This window comes from Telmatocola sphagniphila (assembly GCF_018398935.1).
Taxonomy (GTDB): Bacteria; Planctomycetota; Planctomycetia; order Gemmatales; family Gemmataceae; genus Telmatocola; species Telmatocola sphagniphila.
In genome coordinates, this window is record NZ_CP074694.1 from 2391759 (window position 1) to 2411425 (window position 19667).

The 19667-nt window shown below is 51.1% G+C and carries 11 protein-coding genes; 10 read left to right on the forward strand and 1 reads right to left on the reverse strand.

Going from position 1 to position 19667, the window contains the following annotated elements; all coding sequences use genetic code 11:
* The first annotated feature begins 95 nt into the window (after positions 1 to 95).
* From KIH39_RS09540 to KIH39_RS09570, 7 genes are all read left to right on the forward strand, one after another.
* Complete coding sequence (locus KIH39_RS09540; protein WP_213499102.1) at positions 96 to 2693, forward strand: DUF1592 domain-containing protein; 2598 nt, start codon at positions 96 to 98, stop codon at positions 2691 to 2693.
* A gap of 16 nt (positions 2694 to 2709) precedes the next feature.
* Positions 2710 to 4107: a DUF1552 domain-containing protein gene (locus tag KIH39_RS09545; RefSeq protein ID WP_213499103.1), complete on the forward strand. Its 1398-nt coding sequence runs from the start codon at positions 2710 to 2712 to the stop codon at positions 4105 to 4107.
* 535 nt (positions 4108 to 4642) lie between these two features.
* Complete coding sequence (msrP, locus tag KIH39_RS09550) at positions 4643 to 5617, forward strand: protein-methionine-sulfoxide reductase catalytic subunit MsrP (protein ID WP_213499104.1); 975 nt, start codon at positions 4643 to 4645, stop codon at positions 5615 to 5617.
* A gap of 15 nt (positions 5618 to 5632) precedes the next feature.
* Positions 5633 to 7345, forward strand: a complete 1713-nt coding sequence (locus KIH39_RS09555; RefSeq protein WP_213499105.1) for an FAD-binding oxidoreductase — start codon at positions 5633 to 5635, stop codon at positions 7343 to 7345.
* A gap of 537 nt (positions 7346 to 7882) precedes the next feature.
* On the forward strand, positions 7883 to 8737 hold the full coding sequence (locus KIH39_RS09560; protein ID WP_213499106.1) for a hypothetical protein: 855 nt from the start codon (positions 7883 to 7885) through the stop codon (positions 8735 to 8737).
* 801 nt (positions 8738 to 9538) lie between these two features.
* A complete protein-coding gene (locus KIH39_RS27070) occupies positions 9539 to 9820 on the forward strand; it encodes an acyl carrier protein (protein ID WP_213499107.1) in 282 nt (93 codons plus the stop codon).
* 503 nt (positions 9821 to 10323) lie between these two features.
* Complete coding sequence (locus KIH39_RS09570; RefSeq protein WP_213499108.1) at positions 10324 to 10878, forward strand: NlpC/P60 family protein; 555 nt, start codon at positions 10324 to 10326, stop codon at positions 10876 to 10878.
* A 273-nt stretch (positions 10879 to 11151) separates the two neighbouring features.
* On the opposite strand, the gene KIH39_RS09575 is transcribed toward KIH39_RS09570, so the two are convergent.
* Positions 11152 to 12276 carry an EF-hand domain-containing protein gene (locus KIH39_RS09575; protein WP_213499109.1) on the reverse strand — a complete coding sequence of 375 codons (1125 nt, stop codon included), beginning with the start codon at positions 12274 to 12276 and terminating at the stop codon, positions 11152 to 11154.
* A 925-nt stretch (positions 12277 to 13201) separates the two neighbouring features.
* Here KIH39_RS09575 and KIH39_RS09580 point away from each other — a divergent pair.
* From KIH39_RS09580 to KIH39_RS09590, 3 genes are all read left to right on the forward strand, one after another.
* Positions 13202 to 14377: an efflux RND transporter periplasmic adaptor subunit gene (locus tag KIH39_RS09580; RefSeq protein WP_213499110.1), complete on the forward strand. Its 1176-nt coding sequence runs from the start codon at positions 13202 to 13204 to the stop codon at positions 14375 to 14377.
* Positions 14378 to 14614: 237 nt separating this feature from the next.
* On the forward strand, positions 14615 to 18124 hold the full coding sequence (locus tag KIH39_RS09585) for an efflux RND transporter permease subunit (RefSeq protein WP_213499111.1): 3510 nt from the start codon (positions 14615 to 14617) through the stop codon (positions 18122 to 18124).
* A 571-nt stretch (positions 18125 to 18695) separates the two neighbouring features.
* Complete coding sequence (locus tag KIH39_RS09590; protein ID WP_213499112.1) at positions 18696 to 19655, forward strand: DUF1559 domain-containing protein; 960 nt, start codon at positions 18696 to 18698, stop codon at positions 19653 to 19655.
* Positions 19656 to 19667 lie beyond the last annotated feature (12 nt).

Below are 19667 nucleotides of genomic sequence, written 5' to 3' on the forward strand. Positions count from 1 at the left end.
TCTGTTAAGATTAACACTCCGCCGATGCTTTTCCTACCTCTCCAGTTTTAGAGACCAGTATCCCGCCGAGTTGGCTAAGGACGAGAAGCTAATCCATGAAGACTCTGACGATCGTCATTTTGCTGGCTTTCGCCTTATCGACTACCGATGGTCAGGAAAAGCCGATTCCTCTGGAAGCGGCCAAAGATCTTGGACGAACTAAATCCCGATACTTGAAAGAGAATAAGTTCGCTCCTGATGCCGGCGGGGCGCTCCCCAAGGCTAACCTTGCCGATTTCAAAAAATCGGTGGAACCGCTTCTGACGAAGACTTGTTTGAGCTGTCATGGCCCTCAAAAGTCCAAAGGTCGTTTACGGATCGACCAACTGAATCCCGATCTGGTTTCCGGAGCGGATGCGGAGCGATGGCGCGAAGTTTACAATGTCCTGAGCAAGTCGGAAATGCCCCCCGAAAACGACGCGTATGAAGCCCTATCCCCCACAAATCGCGGCCTACTTACCGATTGGCTCAGTGAGGAATTGAATAAGGCATCTGTGGTGCGCCGCAACAGTAAGGAACATTCCTCTTTTCGTCGATTGGCGAAATATGAATACGACTACGCTCTCCAGGATCTGTTGGGCCTGCCCTACTCTCTGGCGAACCAGCTACCGCCCGAATCCACCACCGAAGATGGTTTCAAGAACAGTTCGGAATTGCTCCAGATCTCGGGCATGCAGTTTGAACTTTATCGTGAGATCGCCCTGAAAGCTCTGAAGCGGGCAACCGTGAGCGGTGTGCGTCCAAAGTCCGTCACCTACATCCTTTCAATGCAACAGGAGATGACGAGAGTCACAGCCGGAAAAAATGTGCAGATCATCGATAAGGGGGAAGCTGGTTTTCGGAAATTCGAACATCAGATGCATTTACTCAATCGGGATACTGGTAAAGGAATTCACTACTCCCCAACAGACCCGGTTCCACTAGCCAAGGCGGCAAATGAAGAATTTCCTGCCGTTTCACCGGTAGTACTGGTACTTCCCGCAGGCAACGAACTGAAACTGAATCTGGATCGTTTTCTTCCCGACGAGGGAACGATGCGCGTGAGTATTCGAGCAGCACGCTCGACGATGAACCCGGATGCATACGCAAGCCTTCGTCTGTTACTGAGTGCCCACACCAGCAACGATGCCAATTTTTCGCAAGTCATCAGTCCTCAAGACGTGCCGGTGACCGCATCGGACGACAAATTCCAATGGATTCACTTCGATGTTCCTCTGAGCGACATCCAGCGAAATCCGTTTCGGAAACTCACCACCACCTTCCCAAGACGCGATGAGTTTCTACACATTCGCAACATCTCCAATGCAGCCGGTCGGGATAAGCGCCTCCAGGTATTGATCGATCACATTCAAATCAGCGCGCCGTTCTACGAGCAATGGCCTCCCAAAACGCACACCGATATCTTTATGGAGAGCAAGAACAAATCTAACGAAGGCGTCTACGGTCGAGAGGTGCTGAACCACTTCCTCCGGCGGGCCTGGCATCGACCAGTCAACCCGCAAGAGGTTGACGAACTTATGGCCCTTTTTGCCAAGTACCGGCCCGAATTCCCCACGTTTGAAGAGGCAATGGTGGAAGTGCTGGCGACCGCGCTGGCCGCGCCGGAATTTCTCTATCTGACCCAACGAGCGATGACCGACGACAAGAAACCGACTACCCGGATCAGCGAGCTGGAATTGGCCAGTCGGTTGTCTGTATTTTTGTGGTCGAGTATCCCGGACGAGGAACTCCTGAAACTCGCAGAGCAAGGTCAGTTGAGAAAGCCCGAAGTCCTTATGGGACAAGTGAATCGCATGCTCGCCGATGCGCGTGCGAAACGATTTTCGCAAAACTTCGTCGAGCAATGGCTGGGTTTGGATGGCCTTAATAGTGTGACTCATATCCCCGCAGGCCCGTTGAAAGAGGCCATCCGAGAAGAGCCGATCGCCTTCTTTGAGGAAGTTCTGAGTTACAACCGCAGTATCTTCGACTTCCTTCATTCGGATTACGCGGTGGTGAACGAACCGCTGGCCGCACATTATGGGATTCCGAAAGTTTACGGCCCTCACTTCCGAAAAGTTCCCATCACTCCTGCGATGAATCGCGGCGGCCTTTTGACGGGAGCGGCGATTCTTGCGATGAACTCGGACGGCAAGGATTCACATCCCCTGAAACGGGGGGTCTGGATGTTAAAACGCATCCTTCTCGATCCACCGCCGCCACCACCGCCGGACGTCCCCGTCGTCGATCTGACGAATCCGGAAATTCTGAAAATGACTTTGAAGGAACGGATTGAAGATCACCGGAATAAAGCCGCGTGTGCCTCCTGTCACTCCCGGATAGACCCCTGGGGTATTGCCTTTGAGAACTACGATGCTCTCGGCATCTACCGGACTCAAATTAAGAATAAACCGGTCGATGCGACTTCCGAACTCTTCAATAAGCAAGTATTGGCGGGGATGGATGGACTCAAGCGCTATCTGCTAATGGAGCGTCAGGATCAATTCGCTCGAGCGATCGTCCAAAAATTGACGGCCTACGGTCTGGGCCGACCGCTTACTTTTGGCGATCGTTCAGACATTGATCAACTGACCGCAGAATTCCGCCGAAGCGGCGACGGCCTTAACGATCTGATCCATCAGATCGTCAAAAGTAATCTCTTTAACTCTAAGTAGGATCAAGGAGTAGGCAATGGATACCAAGACTGCGTCGCTGAGCCGACGAACATTTCTTCGAGGTACCGGTTTAGCCTTGGCTTTGCCTTGGTTCGAAACGTTTGCCGAAGGCTCCACGGGTTTGGACGAAACTCCGAAACGGTTTGTCAGCGTGTACCATCCCGATGGCGTGGGGGTGCCACTGAAATCCGATCCGGCCTGGAGGGATTGGAGTTGGTTCCCTCGCGGCGGCGAAAAGAATTTTGAATTGACGAAAGTTCTCGATGTACTCCAACCCCTGCGCGGCGATATCACGATTTATTCCGGATTGTCACACCCTGCTGCAAGACAAGTTCACGGCCATTCCAACGCCGATCAATATTTAACGGGAGCGCCTATCGGTGGCACGGGCCCATATCAGAATTCAATCTCTCTCGATCAGGCCTACGCGGAATATGCTGGCAATTTCACTCGGCACTCTTCTTTAGTCATGTCGACGAATGGAGGAGTTGGCGGCCCTCGAGGGGCTCAGACTCAGTCCTTCAACCGGGAAGGGCGGCCCATCCCGGCCATGAATAAGCCCAAAGAAATCTTTGACATGCTGTTCGTGACCAGCAACAAAGATGCGGCTGCCCGACTCGCAAGAAGCAAAAGTGCTTTGGATTTCCTGATTGAGCATACACGCTCGCTGTCCCGCGAACTTTCCAGTAAAGATCAAGAGACGCTCAAACAGTATCTGGACGCCGTGCGCGATACCGAATTGAAGCTGGCGAAAGCTCAAAAATGGATCGATACTCCCATACCCAAAGTGGATGCGCGCAACTTGCATTTGAATGCGGAACCTAAAGAAGCCCGCCTCTATTTCCAGACGATGTATGAACTGATCTATCTCGCTTTTCTGAGTGATTCGACTCGCGTGGCAACATTTCAGTTGGGAAGAGAAAACGGTGAAGGCCCTCACGATCTTCTCTCTTTAGCCGTCGGTTTGGGTGCAGCGCATGGACTGACTCATGAAGTCAAAAAACCGAACGGCTGGAAGAACCTGGGCACTTACAATCGTTATCAGGCCGAAGAATTCGGTCGTTTTGTGCAGAGGCTGAAGGATACTCCCGAACCGACCGGCAAGGGAAATATGTTGGACAATACCTTTGCCATGCACGGTTCCGCTTCGAGCAGTTTCCACCTGTCCAGAAATTATCCCATCATTTCCGCGGGAGGTAAAAACCTCGGCTTTACCAACGGGCGATATCTCAAATTCGGGAAAGGAAATGAAGATAATCAGGCTGGCGCCGGAATTGACACAGATGCGGGCTGGCAAGGCAAGGTTGAAGTCGAAGAACTTCCCCTGGCGAAGCTATTCGTCACCGTCTTGCAGAGACTTGGTGTAGGGACTAATTCGTTCGGAGGAATCAACGGAACGTTGAATCGCGTTTAATACCTGAGGCGTTAATAGGGCCTAGGAAAATGTCGCGCCGATGCTTTTGGGATCGGCGTCGCAACTCAGGATCTTTATCTCACATCAGAATGCGAAAAGAACGAGGTAGCAGTTCGACCTCGCTACTGATTTTAGAGCTCTCATTTTTTGTTTAATTCCTGCCCGTATCAAACTTCACTTTCGGATCGAACCGAGCACATCACCTGAATCGGTCGGCAATTACACGATTATAAGAATAACTTCAGCAAAACTCGCATTCGCCAGATTCCAAAATAGACGGTATTCGATTCGCTGCATCTTCTCATTAAAAAAAATCTTCATCCTCAAGATCCAACACAAAGCTGTTGAATTCTTTTTTTTTCGTAATAATGCAACGTCGCGGGAACTTTCTACCGAAAAGTTCGGTTTGTGCTGTAACCGATTGGCTGTTGGTGCATCCAAGTAAGACCATCCTTGAGGATGAACTGAGGCATTGGTACCATTTCCGGTCACGAAGCCCGGGAATTTCAGTCGACTCTAATTGAGAGCCATTTTGATGCCAAGGGACCAAATTCCCTCCAGTGAAATCACACCGGAGAGTCTTTATCTGAATCGACGAAATTTCATCAAAGCCGGTTTGGCCACGGCCAGTGTGGCTCTGACTGGGCTAGCGTACCGAAGTTTCAATCATACGGGTTCGGTAGCGGTCACTACCGAAGAATTACCAGGGATCCTCCCGGTATCGCCGGAAGGTTTAAAAAATGGCTTTTCTGTCGATGAGCCTCAAACACCCTTAGATCGAGCTGTAAATTACAACAATTTTTACGAATTCACTACCGACAAACAGGATGTCGCCGAGAGGTCCCGGGGCTTTGTCAGCAAGCCCTGGGAAGTCACAGTCGACGGAATGGTCCATAAGCCGAAGACCTTCGACATCGATGAAATCTTGAAACTCGTTCCACTCGAAGAACGAATCTACCGCATGCGCTGCGTCGAGACTTGGTCGATGGTCGTACCCTGGGTGGGAATTCCCCTGGGTAAACTGCTCGAAAGAGTCGAACCGATGGGCAGCGTCAAATTTGTGGCTTTCCAAACCCTGCTCGATCCGGAGCGGATGCCGGGACAGAAGAAGAAAGTTTTGGACTGGCCTTACGTGGAAGGCTTACGTCTGGATGAGGCAATGCATCCTTTGACAATCCTGGCCGTGGGTTTGTATGGACGGTTGTTGCCACCGCAAAACGGCGCTCCCCTTCGGCTCATCGTCCCCTGGAAGTATGGTTTCAAAGGGATTAAATCGATAGTGAAAATTACCCTGCTTGAAACCCAGCCTCCAACCACCTGGAACCTGCAAGGCCCAGGGGAATATGGTTTTTACGCCAATGTGAATCCAGCAGTTCCCCACCCGCGCTGGAGCCAGGCAACTGAACAACGGCTCGGCGAATCATCTCGTCGACCCACCTTGCCTTTCAACGGTTACGCCGAACAGGTCGCCCACCTCTACCAGGGAATGGATCTCTGTAAAAATTATTAACTTGAGTCAGGATCTATGGTAATCGACCGATTCACAAAGTGCGTGGTCATCTTAAACTGTGCCGTGCCAGCGATACTGCTGGGGTGGGATGCAACTCAGAACGACCTGGGCGCCAACCCGGTTAATTTTGCGATCCGCACAACCGGAATTCTTTCATTGATATTCCTGGTCTTGTCCTTGACCGTGACGCCTCTGAGCCGTCTCACGAAATGGAATTGGCTGGGACAGTTTCGCCGCGTCTTGGGGCTTTTTGCATTTTTCTATGCCGCCGGTCACTTCGCCCTTTTTTTCCTGTTCGATCGCTCCGGTAAGATTCTCGATACTCTCTCTGAAATCGCTATGCGACGTTATCTTCTGGTGGGGACCATCGGCCTGTTAATTATGGTGCCGTTGGCCATCACTTCGACTAACGGGATGATCAAAAAACTCGGACCGCAGCGCTGGAAGTTGCTCCATCGTTTGGCTTATGTAGCGGCCATCGCGGGAGCTTTGCATTTTTACATGCTCGTTAAGGCCGATACTACGCGTCCTCTGATTATTGCTGGTCTTTTCGCAATACTTCTGGGGTATCGAATCGTGGTTCACTATCTCCAACTCCGATCCGATTCTTTCCAGTATCGCAAAGCCGGCCCTCTCGCGGGAACTGGCGCTTCTAAACCCAGGCAATGGACGGGCCATCTGAGTGTGGCCAAAATATTCCAGGAGACACCGGAAATTAGGACCTTTCGCCTGGTTTGCCCGGGCTCAGCCAAGTTGCCCTTCGAACATTTGCCGGGGCAGTACCTCAACGTCGTTCTCGATATCGAAGGTAAGAAGGTACGCCGATCTTACACGATTGCCTCAGCTCCCACTCGACAAGGCTACTGCGAACTGACAGTCAAGCGAGAGGAGAACGGCTTGGCTTCTCGTTTCTTGCATGATGAGGTTCGCGAAGGGACACTTCTGAATATCTCTGCTCCGGCAGGAAAATTCACCTTCACCGGGGCTCAAGCCGATCGGCTCGTAATGATAGCCGGAGGTGTCGGTATCACGCCGCTGATGGCGAAAATCCGCTACTTGACCGATCTTGGCTGGATGGGTCAAATGCATCTCATTTTTTCGGCGAAAGGGGAACGGGATATCATTTTTCGCTCCGAACTCGAAGAGCTGCAAAAACGATTTGCCAATTTGAAAGTCACGATCACCTTGACTCGAGACGCCTCGCCCAACTGGAGCGGAGAGCGAGGCCGCATCGATAGAGCCTTACTGACTCGTGTGGCGCCAGATCTTCAGACTTCCCGGATTCATCTCTGCGGACCTACGGAGATGACCAATCCGCTGATTGAGCTTCTGAAGGATTGGGGAGTTCCTCCCGAATCGATCCAGGTGGAATCTTTCGCCTCCCCGAGCCGCAAAAAGGACGGCGGCCACGATACCTCTACTGAGGATCCGATCAGAAAAGAAGTTACCCCGGAAGTGCTGGCGGCGGCGACGACGCTGGAGTTCAGCCGGAGCGACAAAATCATTACTAATCTCCAAGGGAAAACTATATTGGAGCTTGCGGAAGATCAGGGTGTTGAGATTCCTTACGATTGCAGATCCGGCGTCTGCGGCCAGTGCAAAACCAGACTAATCTCGGGTAATGTGATTATGGAATCGGAGGATGCATTGGATCCCGTAGATCGAGCTAACGGACTGATTCTCAGTTGTCAGGCTCGGTGTCTCGATGAAGTGGTAGTTGATGCCTAGTTCCAAGCGAAGGCCTAGTTAATAACTCGCCCCAATTAGAATTAACTTGGATGTGACTCTGTGCAAAAGCCTTTGAAAAAGGCGACGATACAGTGTGTGTGAGTCTTGAGTTGCAAACCTGTCCCGTGTGGCACTTGGATCTCGATTCCCCAGTGTAGAATTCTGAAACCGACGCTTTTTTCCTACGGATCTGAATCCTCGATTGCGTAGGAGAAAACTGCGTCTGGGTGTTGGCATCTCGTGATTACTCGTCGAAAAAATCCGTTGCCCAGATAAAGCGATTTCAATTGCTTTGAGTATTTCTGATGCAAAGAACGGCCTCTTGGAATCGAGTCCTTTCATTGCCACTAGCGTTCTCATTTTTCTCGAGGAAGATTGCTTCGGCCACGCCATCGAACTCGATTTAGCAGTACTGACAGATTGCGGCGGCAACTACTCCCCTTCAGCTCGGCTCCACCTCTGGAGAACATCGCGATCAACGATTGGCACGATTGTTGCCTATTGCATCCCATCGATTTTTAACGAGGTAGTCAATCCATGAGCGTTACCACGTCATTCAACTCTCCCAGTCCACCGGCTACGATCGCCGCGGAAGACCCGAATATCCGGATTCGGGTTTTCGGCCATACCAATCTCATGTACTGGTGGCCGGTCTGGCTGATGGGTTTTCTAATGGCGGGGCTGACCTATATGGACGGTCACGTAATGGCCGTTGTTCCCGAGGGAACGGTCGCCGAGCAGAAAAAAAATATCGATGGGGCGGTCGGTCCACGTGACGTTTTGGTGGTTCCGCAGGGACAGTCACTGCCGCAGCAGAATCCCAATAATACCGAACCTCAACCGCATATCCGGGTCGCTCTAAGCAATAATTACGGCGTAATTTTCGTAGCGACCATCCTCTTCGTCATCGTCGTGACTAATATCACGGTTCGCGGCCTCGCCTCACTTGTAGCCATCGGCGGCTTGATAATCGTTGCTCTGGTGCTCGCACAACTGCACTTATGGGATCCGATCCTGCATTGGCTCGGAGGTCTGGATGTTCGTATGAATGCTGGCGGATACCTCGCCTTTGCTATTCCGATTTTTGTGTTGTGGACCTTCAGCATGTTCGTTTATGATCGCTATACCTACCTGATCGTGACACCGGGACAAGTCACCATTCGGCAGGATATCGGCGATGGAGAAGTGGCGGTCGACACATCGTCTCTGATGTTGGAAAAACGACGCAACGATTTCTTCCGCCACTGGCTCTTAGGTTTCGGTGCGGGGGATCTTCACGTTAAAACGGGTGGAGCGGCCAATATCGATCTGGAACTGAATAATGTGTTATTTATTGGCCGAAAAGTCGCCTATATTCAGAACAAGATCCGGGAAAAAGAAATTGCGGCTTGAACCTCCGCGGTCTCAAGAAGTGAGACGCGATTCCAACTAGCTACGGGACGTTTTAGGCGAATTTCTGCTCTGGGATGCGAAACTAAGCTCGCAATTCGCAATTCTGAGAGCCGATTCCTTGCATTAGAGCACTCACTCGGGTAATTCGACGCCTTGGTGAAATTGAACTGGAGAGTTCCGCGTACGAATTACGGTACCCAAAAATTGGCAGATACCTACTTCAGCCAAAGAGGTTGGTCAGAATCAAAAAATGAAAGCGGGCGAATTTCTGAACATTCGTGGGTCTGACGGAGCTTTTTCCGATACTCAGGCGGCCGGAGAAACGTACAAAAGTGCTGATCGCCTTTTTTTCTGAAAGGTTTTCTGCCGAGCTCATTTAATGAGGATCTTGGGAGTGGTGGTGGCAACTAAAGCCTGAAGAGTCGCTTTCCAATAGTCAGGAATGATCCGGGGTTTGCGTTTCTTTACGACTAGTAGAAATTTCCGCCTGAATTCGGACTAATGCGAGGCGAAATCTTCAGCTGACTATTTGCAGATCATGAGATTCCAAGAAACTCACGAAATGAAACATATAATGCGGAACCATGGATTGATATATATATTTCTAGGTCTCTATTAAAAAGTTATGACAAATGTCCTAACCAACCTTTAATCAAACTTGTAGGGGGATGCAACTGCGAGGCATCATCGCGGTTGGGCTCGGAAGGATTTGAGATCTGCCCTGGAGCTGGATTTAAAAACTTAATCGCCGCGAATTATGCATATTCAGAAACCCCTCTCCCTAGTGCCTGATTGGACAAAATGAACGAGATTCACATCAAGATTCAAGAAATCCTGGAAGAGTTTACAGGGAATGAAATCGAACTATCGAAAATGGACCCCTCGACTCCTCTTCTTATTGCGTTTGAGGTAAACTCCCTGGATATACTCGAGATCATTTTCAGAATCGAGGAAATTTATGGCATTAGGCTCAGCCGGGAGCAACTGGAAACGCATAATTCCTTGGGAGGATTTCTGGAATTAGTCAATTCCCAAATCGAGCCTAGCCTGTCCGTGCGCGGCCGAACGAGCTCCACCAAATGAACGTCATCCCTTGAGAAGGCGATGAGGATTCAGCGAAGCGATCTTTAGTCGAAAATTCCATTTTGGCGAAGAGCGAGGCAGGGTCCTCGCTCGCTACCCTTGCCATGAGTTACCTCTCAGTAAAACGCCGAGGGTATGGCTGCCAGCCCTGCTTCAATTGAGAGTAAATTCAAGTCGCATCCTTAACTCCGATAGATTGAGAAATTGATCGCGATCATGCAAGTCTGTCCATGAGGGCGGAATTCCCTCTCCTACAGCTACGCCTTATCTAAAAATACCGAATAGAATTGCGGCCGTCTTTCTCGAAGCTATAATGCCTGAAAACACTATTGGTTCATGAGGCATTCGGTGTGAATATTCTTGTTTTTTTATCTTTTAGCTCATTTTTTTGGGCTCCTACGCAGTCAACCGAGGCCCCAGTTCCCAAACACTTGACCGAGGCCAGGGAGCTCGTCCGTCAACTCTCGCTCTCAAACACCAAATACGAACATGGCCAGGGAGAAGTGAAATGGAAGGATCCTCCGAAAGCCTACTGCGATTGCAGTGGATTGATCAACCATCTCTTGATGCACACTTACAGCTATACGGAAGACGATTTGAAAAACTGGACAGGATCGCGTCGACCCACCGCGCGCCGCTATCACGATCTGATCGATTTGGGACAATCAAAAAATTGGAAGAAAATCGAGAAACTGGAGAATCTGAAACCTGGGGATCTGATTGCCATCAAGTATCTTGATGCCAAAGAAGGTGACAATACCGGCCACGTCATGCTCGTGGATGCCAAACCCAAGCTCCTGAATACTCCCGCTGAGACCATCGCCGGCGCTGCAAAACAATGGGAAGTCCCGGTGATCGATAGCACCATGAGTCCGCATGGCAAAAAAGACTCCCGATATGACAAGAATGAAAAACATACCGGGGTCGGTCAAGGCACGTTCCGAATCCTTACCGATGATCAAGGTACGATTGTGGGATATACCTGGAGCCTGGATTCGAGCAAAACGATCTACAAACAAAACGTACACCATATGCTCTTTGGGAGATTGGAACGCTAATTTCCGTGCCAGTGAGCTTGGTGGGCATGCACTCGCCTCTCCTCATTTGGCATCGTTAGCATCACAAAGGACGATTTACTTAAAAAGAAATCAAGCTTTCCATTTCGTGATGGGAAGTAATCCTTCTTCGCTGATAGTATCAAACGCTCTTTGTCTTCCCGACGATCACTAAATCGTAGAGGCAAAAAGTCACGCCGCTCGGATCAACCGTATTTACCAGTCTAGAGGAGCTGGATTCATGATCCAAGTCTCGAGTGGGTTCCGTGCTTACTCTTATCGAAGGAGAGACTTGCCACTGTCCGCACCCTTTAAACCTTTACCGACCCTCCCACTCTGCTGCGAAGGCGGCAGACCCCAATCGCGTGAAGCAACGGCGATTGCGTGCAATTCCGGCTTGGTGAGTTTACGATGGATCAGCTCGTTCAAAGCTTTTCCCTGGTGCTCGGGATCATGCAGGTAATGCAATAGCTCTTCCGCAGTCAGAAATCCATCCTGATTCAAATCGAGTTGTTCGAATTCGAGGGCGCTCCAAATACTCCGCCACTCATAGAGTCCGATTTGACCGTCATGGTCCAGATCGAGTTGAAAGAACCAGCCGGGTAATCCTTGAGGTGTTTTGTTGGGGTCTCCCGCCGCGGCCCCCCGGAGGATTTCCGCTTCCACGTCAGTCCTGTGTTCCCCTTTTCTCAATCGATCGAGGATATAATTATGAAATTCCGCAGGGTTGATTTTCCCATCACTGTCCGCATCCCAGGTTTTCAATTCCACTCGAAGTAACTTCGGCATTTCCTCCGCACTGAGCAGATGATCTCCATTGCGATCGAGAATATGGAAAAGTTTCTCCGTTTCGGAATCCAGTTTGGTAACTGGTGATGGATCCGAAACAGTTGAAGGAACGAGTACAAGGTGCTTCTGGGAGTAGGCGTAAAACTCATTCAACCGAATTCGAGTTCGCATCGGCCCGAGTTTCTCGGCAACGTGGTCGAAGACCTCCAGAATTTCCGGATTGTCGATTTTGTCGCGCAACCATTCCTGTTTGCCTTCAGACAGCAAGCCAAACCAGTCAATTTCGTTCTCGGGAAGCACTTCGCCTTCGGGCAGGATCTTGTGGAGAAGAGCGATGATTTTATCGCGTTCGCTCTGAGCCGGTTCAAGTTCAGTCACGCCGGGCTTGCGATTGAGCTCGGACTCGGCCACTCTCGGTTCTGGAGTAATTTTTAACGGAGAGGGTGTCTCGCTTGATCGAACCGGATGTGCGATCTTGATTAATTCGGGGCTTTCCGACGAATTGCTGTGGTTATTCGTTACGTTGGGCATTCCCTTCTGTTGAAATGTGAAATAGCCCAGTACACAAATACCAATCATCGCCGGTGCAACCAGTGTACGTGAGAAGGCCATCTAAGATGCTCCAACAAAAAACGGAAGGGCAAAGAGAATCGAGTTTCAGGTAGGATGAACATTATTATCTTCTCATAAATTGAGCCAAATTCAAGCCCTATCTCTTTCTCAAAATTCTCAAGGGTCGCTACAACCCCATAGAACGAGGGTTTTTACCGTACTCTGGATGTAGGGAGTTCGACGCCCTGCCCTCTCGTAGTGACTGAATTCCAATTTCTGAGCAAAAAAGGAGATTTGCGGAAAGCCGTCCGTTTGAAAAAGTGGAGACACCTCTCGTAGAATTTAGCGCAAGGATCCTGCAGACTCCGAAAGATCGACTAGAGGAATCGCAGGACCTTCCATAGTTCCTCATACCAATTCGAAACTTGAGGTGTAAAACCCTTCCACCCCGGGCAATTGGATTAAACGACATGAAATTCGACTGCGTTTTTGTTTCTGCCGACTTCATGTCAAACGAATATTTTCGTAGGCTATCTAATGGACAACATTCTTCGAGGACTGGGAATTGAAATTGGAAATGAGATTCGAACTAAGCTACTTTTCCAATGCAAGGGTTTTTACCGCTGGTTCAAATCTTACCACCGAACAATTTTCCTTCCCGGGATTGCTGCTCGAGATGCAATAAGCGTTGAAACCAAACGAAAACTGCTCTCTGGCTCAGAGGGGAGCAGTCTTCCTCCATCAGCGCGGATCAGACATCGAAATTTTGGTAAATCCCTGTAAGACAAGGCAGTCCTTGCTATATTCACCATCAACTATGGCTAACTCTATTACACAGACCGATCTTGTCGTCTCCTCGCAATTGACCTCTGGTTCCGAAGCCGCCCCTCATCACGGTCCCAGCTTTCCGCCCACAGCTTTATCTGGTCAAAGAGGCAGTATTTCTACAACATGGATCGTTATCGGGACGATTTTGAGTCTCGCGATGGCAGCGGCCTACTATTTCGGTGCACCGTTAATCCCTTCTGCCGAGGTTTCGAAATCAGCGAAAGGCGAAGCGAAAGCGGAAAAATCGGCGCCTCCCATCAAGAAGCTCGATGTCAAAGTCGATGTTAGTACCCCTGTTGAACGGGAGGTCATCGATTCATTGGATTTCGCCGCTCGAATGACAGCCATCGACTACGTGGAAGTGCGAGCCCACGTCTGGGGTTATCTGAACAAGGTCAACTTCAAAGAAGGCGACATGGTGAAGAGTGGGGACATTCTGTTCGAACTCGATGCGCGAGTCTACGAGAACCAGCTTCACCAGGCTAAAGCCAATGTCGCCCAGGTGGAAGCCAAGCTGAAGTTCGATGAAGCCGACCTCGAGCGCTCTAAGAAAGTGCTCAATGCGATATCCAAATCCGACTTGGAAAAGGCGATCTCCGCTCGAGATCTCGACTTGGCTAACCTTGAACTCGCCAAAGAATCGGTGAAACAATCTGAACTTCTCCTCGAATATTCCAAGATCGCCGCCCCGATCACCGGTCGAACAAGCGCCTACAAAGTGACAACCGGTAACCTCGTGCAATCTGGCGATCAGAATGGCGGCACACTTCTCACCACAATCGTTTCGGTCGATCCGATATATGCTTATTTCGATGTGGATGAAGGGGCGGTACTTCGAAATATGAACCTGGTGCGAGATGGAAAAGCGCAGCCTTTTCGTAATTTGGGAGCGAAAGTTCGCTTGCGGTTGGACGATGGCGGCAAGTTTTCCAGAGAAGGAACGATCGACTTCGTGGACAACCAAATCAATCCTAAAACCGGCACGCTGCGGATGCGGGCATCGTTTGCCAATAAGGATGAAAGTCTTACGCCGGGGTTATTCTCCACGGTAACCTTGCCGATCGGCAATAAACACAGGGCTCTTCTCGTTCGCGAAAGTGCGCTCGACAACGACCAAGGTTCTCGAGTGCTCTGCATCCTCAATGGAAATAATATCGTAGAGCGTCGGCGGGTCGTGGTGGGCGGGAAACATGATGGCTTAGTGGAAATCGAATCGGGACTGCGGGCGGGTGAAAAAGTCATCGTCAAGGGCGTCCAACTCGCCCAGGGTGGTACGCGCGTGGAGCCGGACATGCAGAACTCCGTTCCAATGTTGGAAGAAACCCCTAAGTAGAAATCTCCAGTTTCGCCCAAGGCTATGTACTTGGATCGAATTCACGAAAGGGGCCGCTTTGCCATCCCCGACTTATCCTCCCTAAGCCCATTTTCTGAAGCGAAACTCTCCGTGCGTTGATAATTTGCCCAAAGCTTGTGAAACTGGTTCGAAGACGACAAATACCGGACTTTAAAAAAATCACACCAGTCCATCCTGTAGGACACCTTTTACCGTTCTTGGCACGAGGCATTGATAATGCTGGCACGTTTTTTTATCGATCGCCCCGTTTTGGCCTGGGTGATTTCGCTGGTGATTGTCATGATCGGGGGAATCTCCTCCGCCCTTTTGCCCGTGGCCCAGTACCCGCTAGTCACCCCTCCTACCGTTCGTGTAACCGCCACATATGCCGGAGCTAACGCGCAGGTGGTCGCCGACACTGTGGCCGCACCGATCGAGCAGCAAGTAGTCGGTGTCGAGAATATGCTCTACATGAATTCGGCGAGCAATAATGACGGCTCTTACACCCTCGACGTGACTTTCGATCTCGGCACCGACATTAACATGGCTCAGGTGTTATTGCAAAACCGCGTCGCCATCGCTCAACCGGTGTTGCCAGATGTCGTCAAGGCCGTGGGAGTTACCGTCCGTAAGCGCTCCCCCGATATGCTGTTGATCGTCAACCTCTATTCCGACAACGACCCGAAGACTGGCAATCCCTACTACAACAACCTCTATCTAAGTAATTATGCCACCATTAACCTCGTTGATCGCCTCACGCGCGTTGAAGGAGTAGGCGATGTCTTCTCGTTCGGAGGGCAAGATTATTCCTTGCGCATCTGGCTCGACGCAAACAAAATGCAGTCCCGCAGTTTGACGGCCGGAGACGTCATCGCCGTTCTGCGCGAACAGAACATCCAGGTTGCAGCAGGCCAGGTTGGCCAACCCCCGATCTCCAATGGAACGCGCTTCGATTTCCAATACTCGATGAGTACGAAGGGCAGACTGGCCGAACCGAAGGATTTTGAAGATATCGTGGTGAAAACCGGCGCGGATGGTGCGGTGACCTACTTGAAGGATGTGGCCCGCTGCGAACTCGGGGCGAAGAATCTCGATCAGAATCTCACACTCGATGGTCGACCCTCAGTGGGAATAGCCATTTTCCAGTTGCCGGGATCGAACGCACTGGATGTGGCTGACCGCATTCGGTTGCTGATGCACGAAGAGGAAAAGAAGTTTCCGGAAGGGTTGAGATTCGGCATCGTTTACGACTCGACTCCGTTCGTCCGAGAATCCATTCGCGAAGTGTTTCACACCCTTCGTGATGCCGTCATCCTGGTCGCCCTCGTGGTGCTGTTGTTCCTGCAGGACTGGCGTTCGCTTATGCTACCAGTGATCGATGTTGGTGTATCGCTGATCGGTACGTTCGCTGTGATGAAGCTCATGGGCTTTTCACTGAACAACCTCACGCTCTTCGGTCTGGTACTCGCGATCGGGATCGTTGTGGATGACTCCATTGTAGTGCTGGAAAACATAGAACGCTGGCTGGAAAAAGGTCTGCCGGTTCGCGAGGCCACCATACGCGCTATGAGCGAAATCACCGGCCCGATCGTGGCCATTACATTAGTGCTCAGTTCAGTTTTGCTACCCAGTGCCTTCCTCGGGGGAATCACCGGTCAGTTCTTCCGACAGTTCGCGCTAACCATCTCCGCGTCGATGCTCATCTCGGCGATCAATGCCATGACAATGACCCCAGCTCGTGCGACTTCGATTTTCGCAGGCCGTAAACATGGCGAGGGACACGGCAATGACGGCAAGGAAGCTTTACCCTGGTGGAGTTTCTGCATCTTAGGCGGTGTCGCGAGCATCTGGTTTCTCACCCCCTCTCTCGGCCACTTTTTTGGAATCGCCTCTGCCGAGGATCTCGAAAGCTTGGATGCCTTGCCCGGCGGCGTCAAAGCCACACTTTGGAGTTGGCTTGGGTACGTCGTCCTGTTTATCCCGGGGGCGATCCCCGGCGGGATTGTAGGCGTGGCAATCATCCGACCGGTAAACTGGTTCCTGGGCAAGTTTTTCAAAGCATTTAATTCCGTGTTTGAGTTAGGCACCAGAATTTATGGGAAGACCGTGGGTTGGTGTCTTCGACTGTCTGTTATCATGCTTCTGGTTTACATCGGCCTCATCGGGTTGACCGGTTACGGCTTCACTCTTCTGCCGCAAGGCTTTATTCCTACGCAAGATAAGGGGCGATTGATCTTGATGGTCTCGCTCCCTGATTCAGCCTCTCTGGAACGGACCAAGGCCGTCTGCAAAAAGATCGACAAGATCGTGCTGGAAACGCCTGGAGTGGCGAACATCATCAACGGAGCAGGACGTTCGTTCGTACTCAATGCGATGAGTTCCAACCTGGCGTCTGGCTTCATTCCCCTCAAACCGTTCCACGAGCGCCGCGGGCCGGGATTGAATGCCGATGGCATAGCGTCCATCTTGCGTAAACGCTTCCGTGAAGAGATTCCGGAAGCCAAGATCAATGTGTTCGGAGTTCCGCCCGTGGACGGACTGGGCACGGCCGGGGGTTTCAAACTCATGGTGCAGGCGGCGGGAGATGTGGATTATGGGGCATTACAGGAACAGGCCGACCATCTGGCAGCTCAGGGCAACAAGATGGCTCATCCAGGAGTGGAAGCCATACTAAACCCCGATTACAACCCCGCCATCGATCCGATATCGAAGCAATACCTCGGAGATCCTCCGGCAGTGATCGGCGCATTGGATAGTTTTCGGGCCAAGATGCCGCAACTCTATGTGGACGTCAACCGAGTGAAAGCGAAGGCGATGGGGGTAGAGCTTACCGATGTATTCGACGCGCTTCAGGCGAATATGGGTAGCTACTACGTCAACGACTTCAACAAATTCGGACGCACCTGGCAAGTCAACGTTCAGGCTGATTCGAAATTCCGCATGACGGCCCAAGACGTTCGGCAACTGCGCATCCGCAATAACCGGGGAGACATGGTGCCGATGGGATCCGTGGCTCAAGTAGTCGAAAAACCTGGGCCTCTCCAGATCGTGCGTTACAACATGTTTCCGGCCGCCCCGATTAACGGTGCAATTTTGCCCGGCATCAGTACCGGAGAAATTCAGGCGATCATGGAACAAGAAGCGGAAGGAATGCCACGGCAATTCTCCGTCGATTGGACGGAATTGAGCTATCTGCAGAAGCTTTCGGGCACCGTGCGAGAATTTCGCGATCTGCAAAACAACCCGTACAGTGCCTTCGTGCTCGGAACGCTCTTGGTATTCTTCGTCCTGGCAGGTTTGTACGAAAGTTGGTCGCTGCCAATGGCGGTGATTCTCATCGTACCCATGGTGCTTTTGAGCGCCTTGTTCGGCGTGATCCTTGCCAAGATGGATCTCAACATCTTCGTGCAAGTTGGATTCGTGGTGCTGGCGGGACTGGCGGCGAAAAATGCGATCCTCATCGTTGAGTTCGCCCGAGACAGACAATTGCAAGGTGTGCCGGCCTTCGATGCGGCCGTGGAGGCCGCGACAGTCCGATTGCGTCCGATTCTGATGACATCATTCGCGTTCACACTCGGTGTGTTTCCCCTGGTAATATCCCACGGGGCCGGTGCGGAAATGCGGCGAACGCTCGGAACGGCTGTTTTCTCTGGAATGATCGGGGTAACTTTCTTCGGGATCTTTCTGACGCCGGTATTCTTTTATGTGATTAGAAGACGCTTCAAACCACCCTTGGTGCAGCAATAGACGCTACACCAGTTTGCCATCTGGGGGCCGATAGCGGCTGTGAGTATGCTAGCCCAGACCCGGGTTTAAAGGACGATATCTAGGTCATGGGAATTGGTTGGTCCATTCCTTTTGGGCAAGCCTTGCTAAGGACCGAAAAGTCCAGTTTACACTGCTCTTCTCCGCTGGCGGATAGCTTGGAAATGATCATTCCCAGTGTTCAACGGCATTGCCCTCACACTTTCCATTTGCACAACTCTTAAGAAGACTCGTCTTCCCTCCTTTTTGCCAATCGCACACAGAAGTTGCGATAAATTTCCGGCCTTGTGCGCGCGGACTTTGTCAAGTTCGCCCGCTTTCCCGGTTTAGGATTCGATTCGGATGGCTATTTCCTAAAAGCTTAATCCCAAACGCTTTACAGGAAAATTAAATACTCGACTTCCCAGATGAATTTGACGGAGTGAGATGTCGCGCCCCATTTACCCTCTTGCGATAGATGATCAAGTTTATCATTATAGTCGATTATCTCTCCAAGCGTGCTGTCCATTCAGTGCGTTTCAAATTTTCATTACCGATTCGAGGGACTTTTCTCATGAAACGCCGATCTGTCCGACGCAAGGGTTTCACGCTGATTGAACTGCTCGTTGTGATCGCCATTATCGCCATTTTGATTGGCCTGTTGCTTCCTGCGGTACAGAAAGCTCGTGAAGCGGCATCACGTATAAAGTGTACGAACAATTTGAAGCAACTCGGCCTTGCAGAGCATAATTTCGAAAGCGCCATCGGAGGTTTCACGATGGCCCCTTATAATCCTTCGTTCGCCTGGCTGACATCTAAGCCCTATGCCGTGCCCCACGGGTGGGTCGTGGAGCTATTGCCCTACCTGGAGCAGCAGAATGTGCAAAACGCCTACAATCTGAATGCGACTTGGGCCGCCCAGACGCCAAGCGATGCGAACTATTATGTAAATCAGACCCTTATTCCGATCTTAATATGCCCTTCGACTCCCAATGGAAGCGATTCCACTTCTCGCTCCCTTCCCTATGGCCGCGGACCGCTGGATTATGTGCCGATTTTCCGCATCGACCTCAACGCCGCAAATATCTTCGCTCCAACTCCCGCCCCGAACTACGATCCGAATAAGGGGGAGGGAATTCTCGGCCGGGGAGTGAATCGCAAGATAACCGAAATCACCGACGGTACATCGAACACCCTGCTTTTTGTCGAAGAAGCAGGCCGAAATACCATCTATGTTAATGGTCGCCCTACTCCCTCCTTTAATTCCCAAGACCAAGGAGGAGCCTGGGCCAACTTCGCCATCGGAGGTTCGATCATAGACTCCCTGCGCAGCTTCAATCCGGCAACCGGAACCTATTACGGCCCCTGTGCATTAAATTGCACCAACGGTGGAGAGCTTTATTCTTTCCATACCGGCGGAGTTAATGTCGTCATGGGGGATGGCTCCGTTCGATTCCTAACGAACTCCACAACCTTCGCAACCGTGGTCGCCCTTTATACGCGAGCGGGCGGCGAAATTCTGACAGACAATTAGCAAATTGCATAG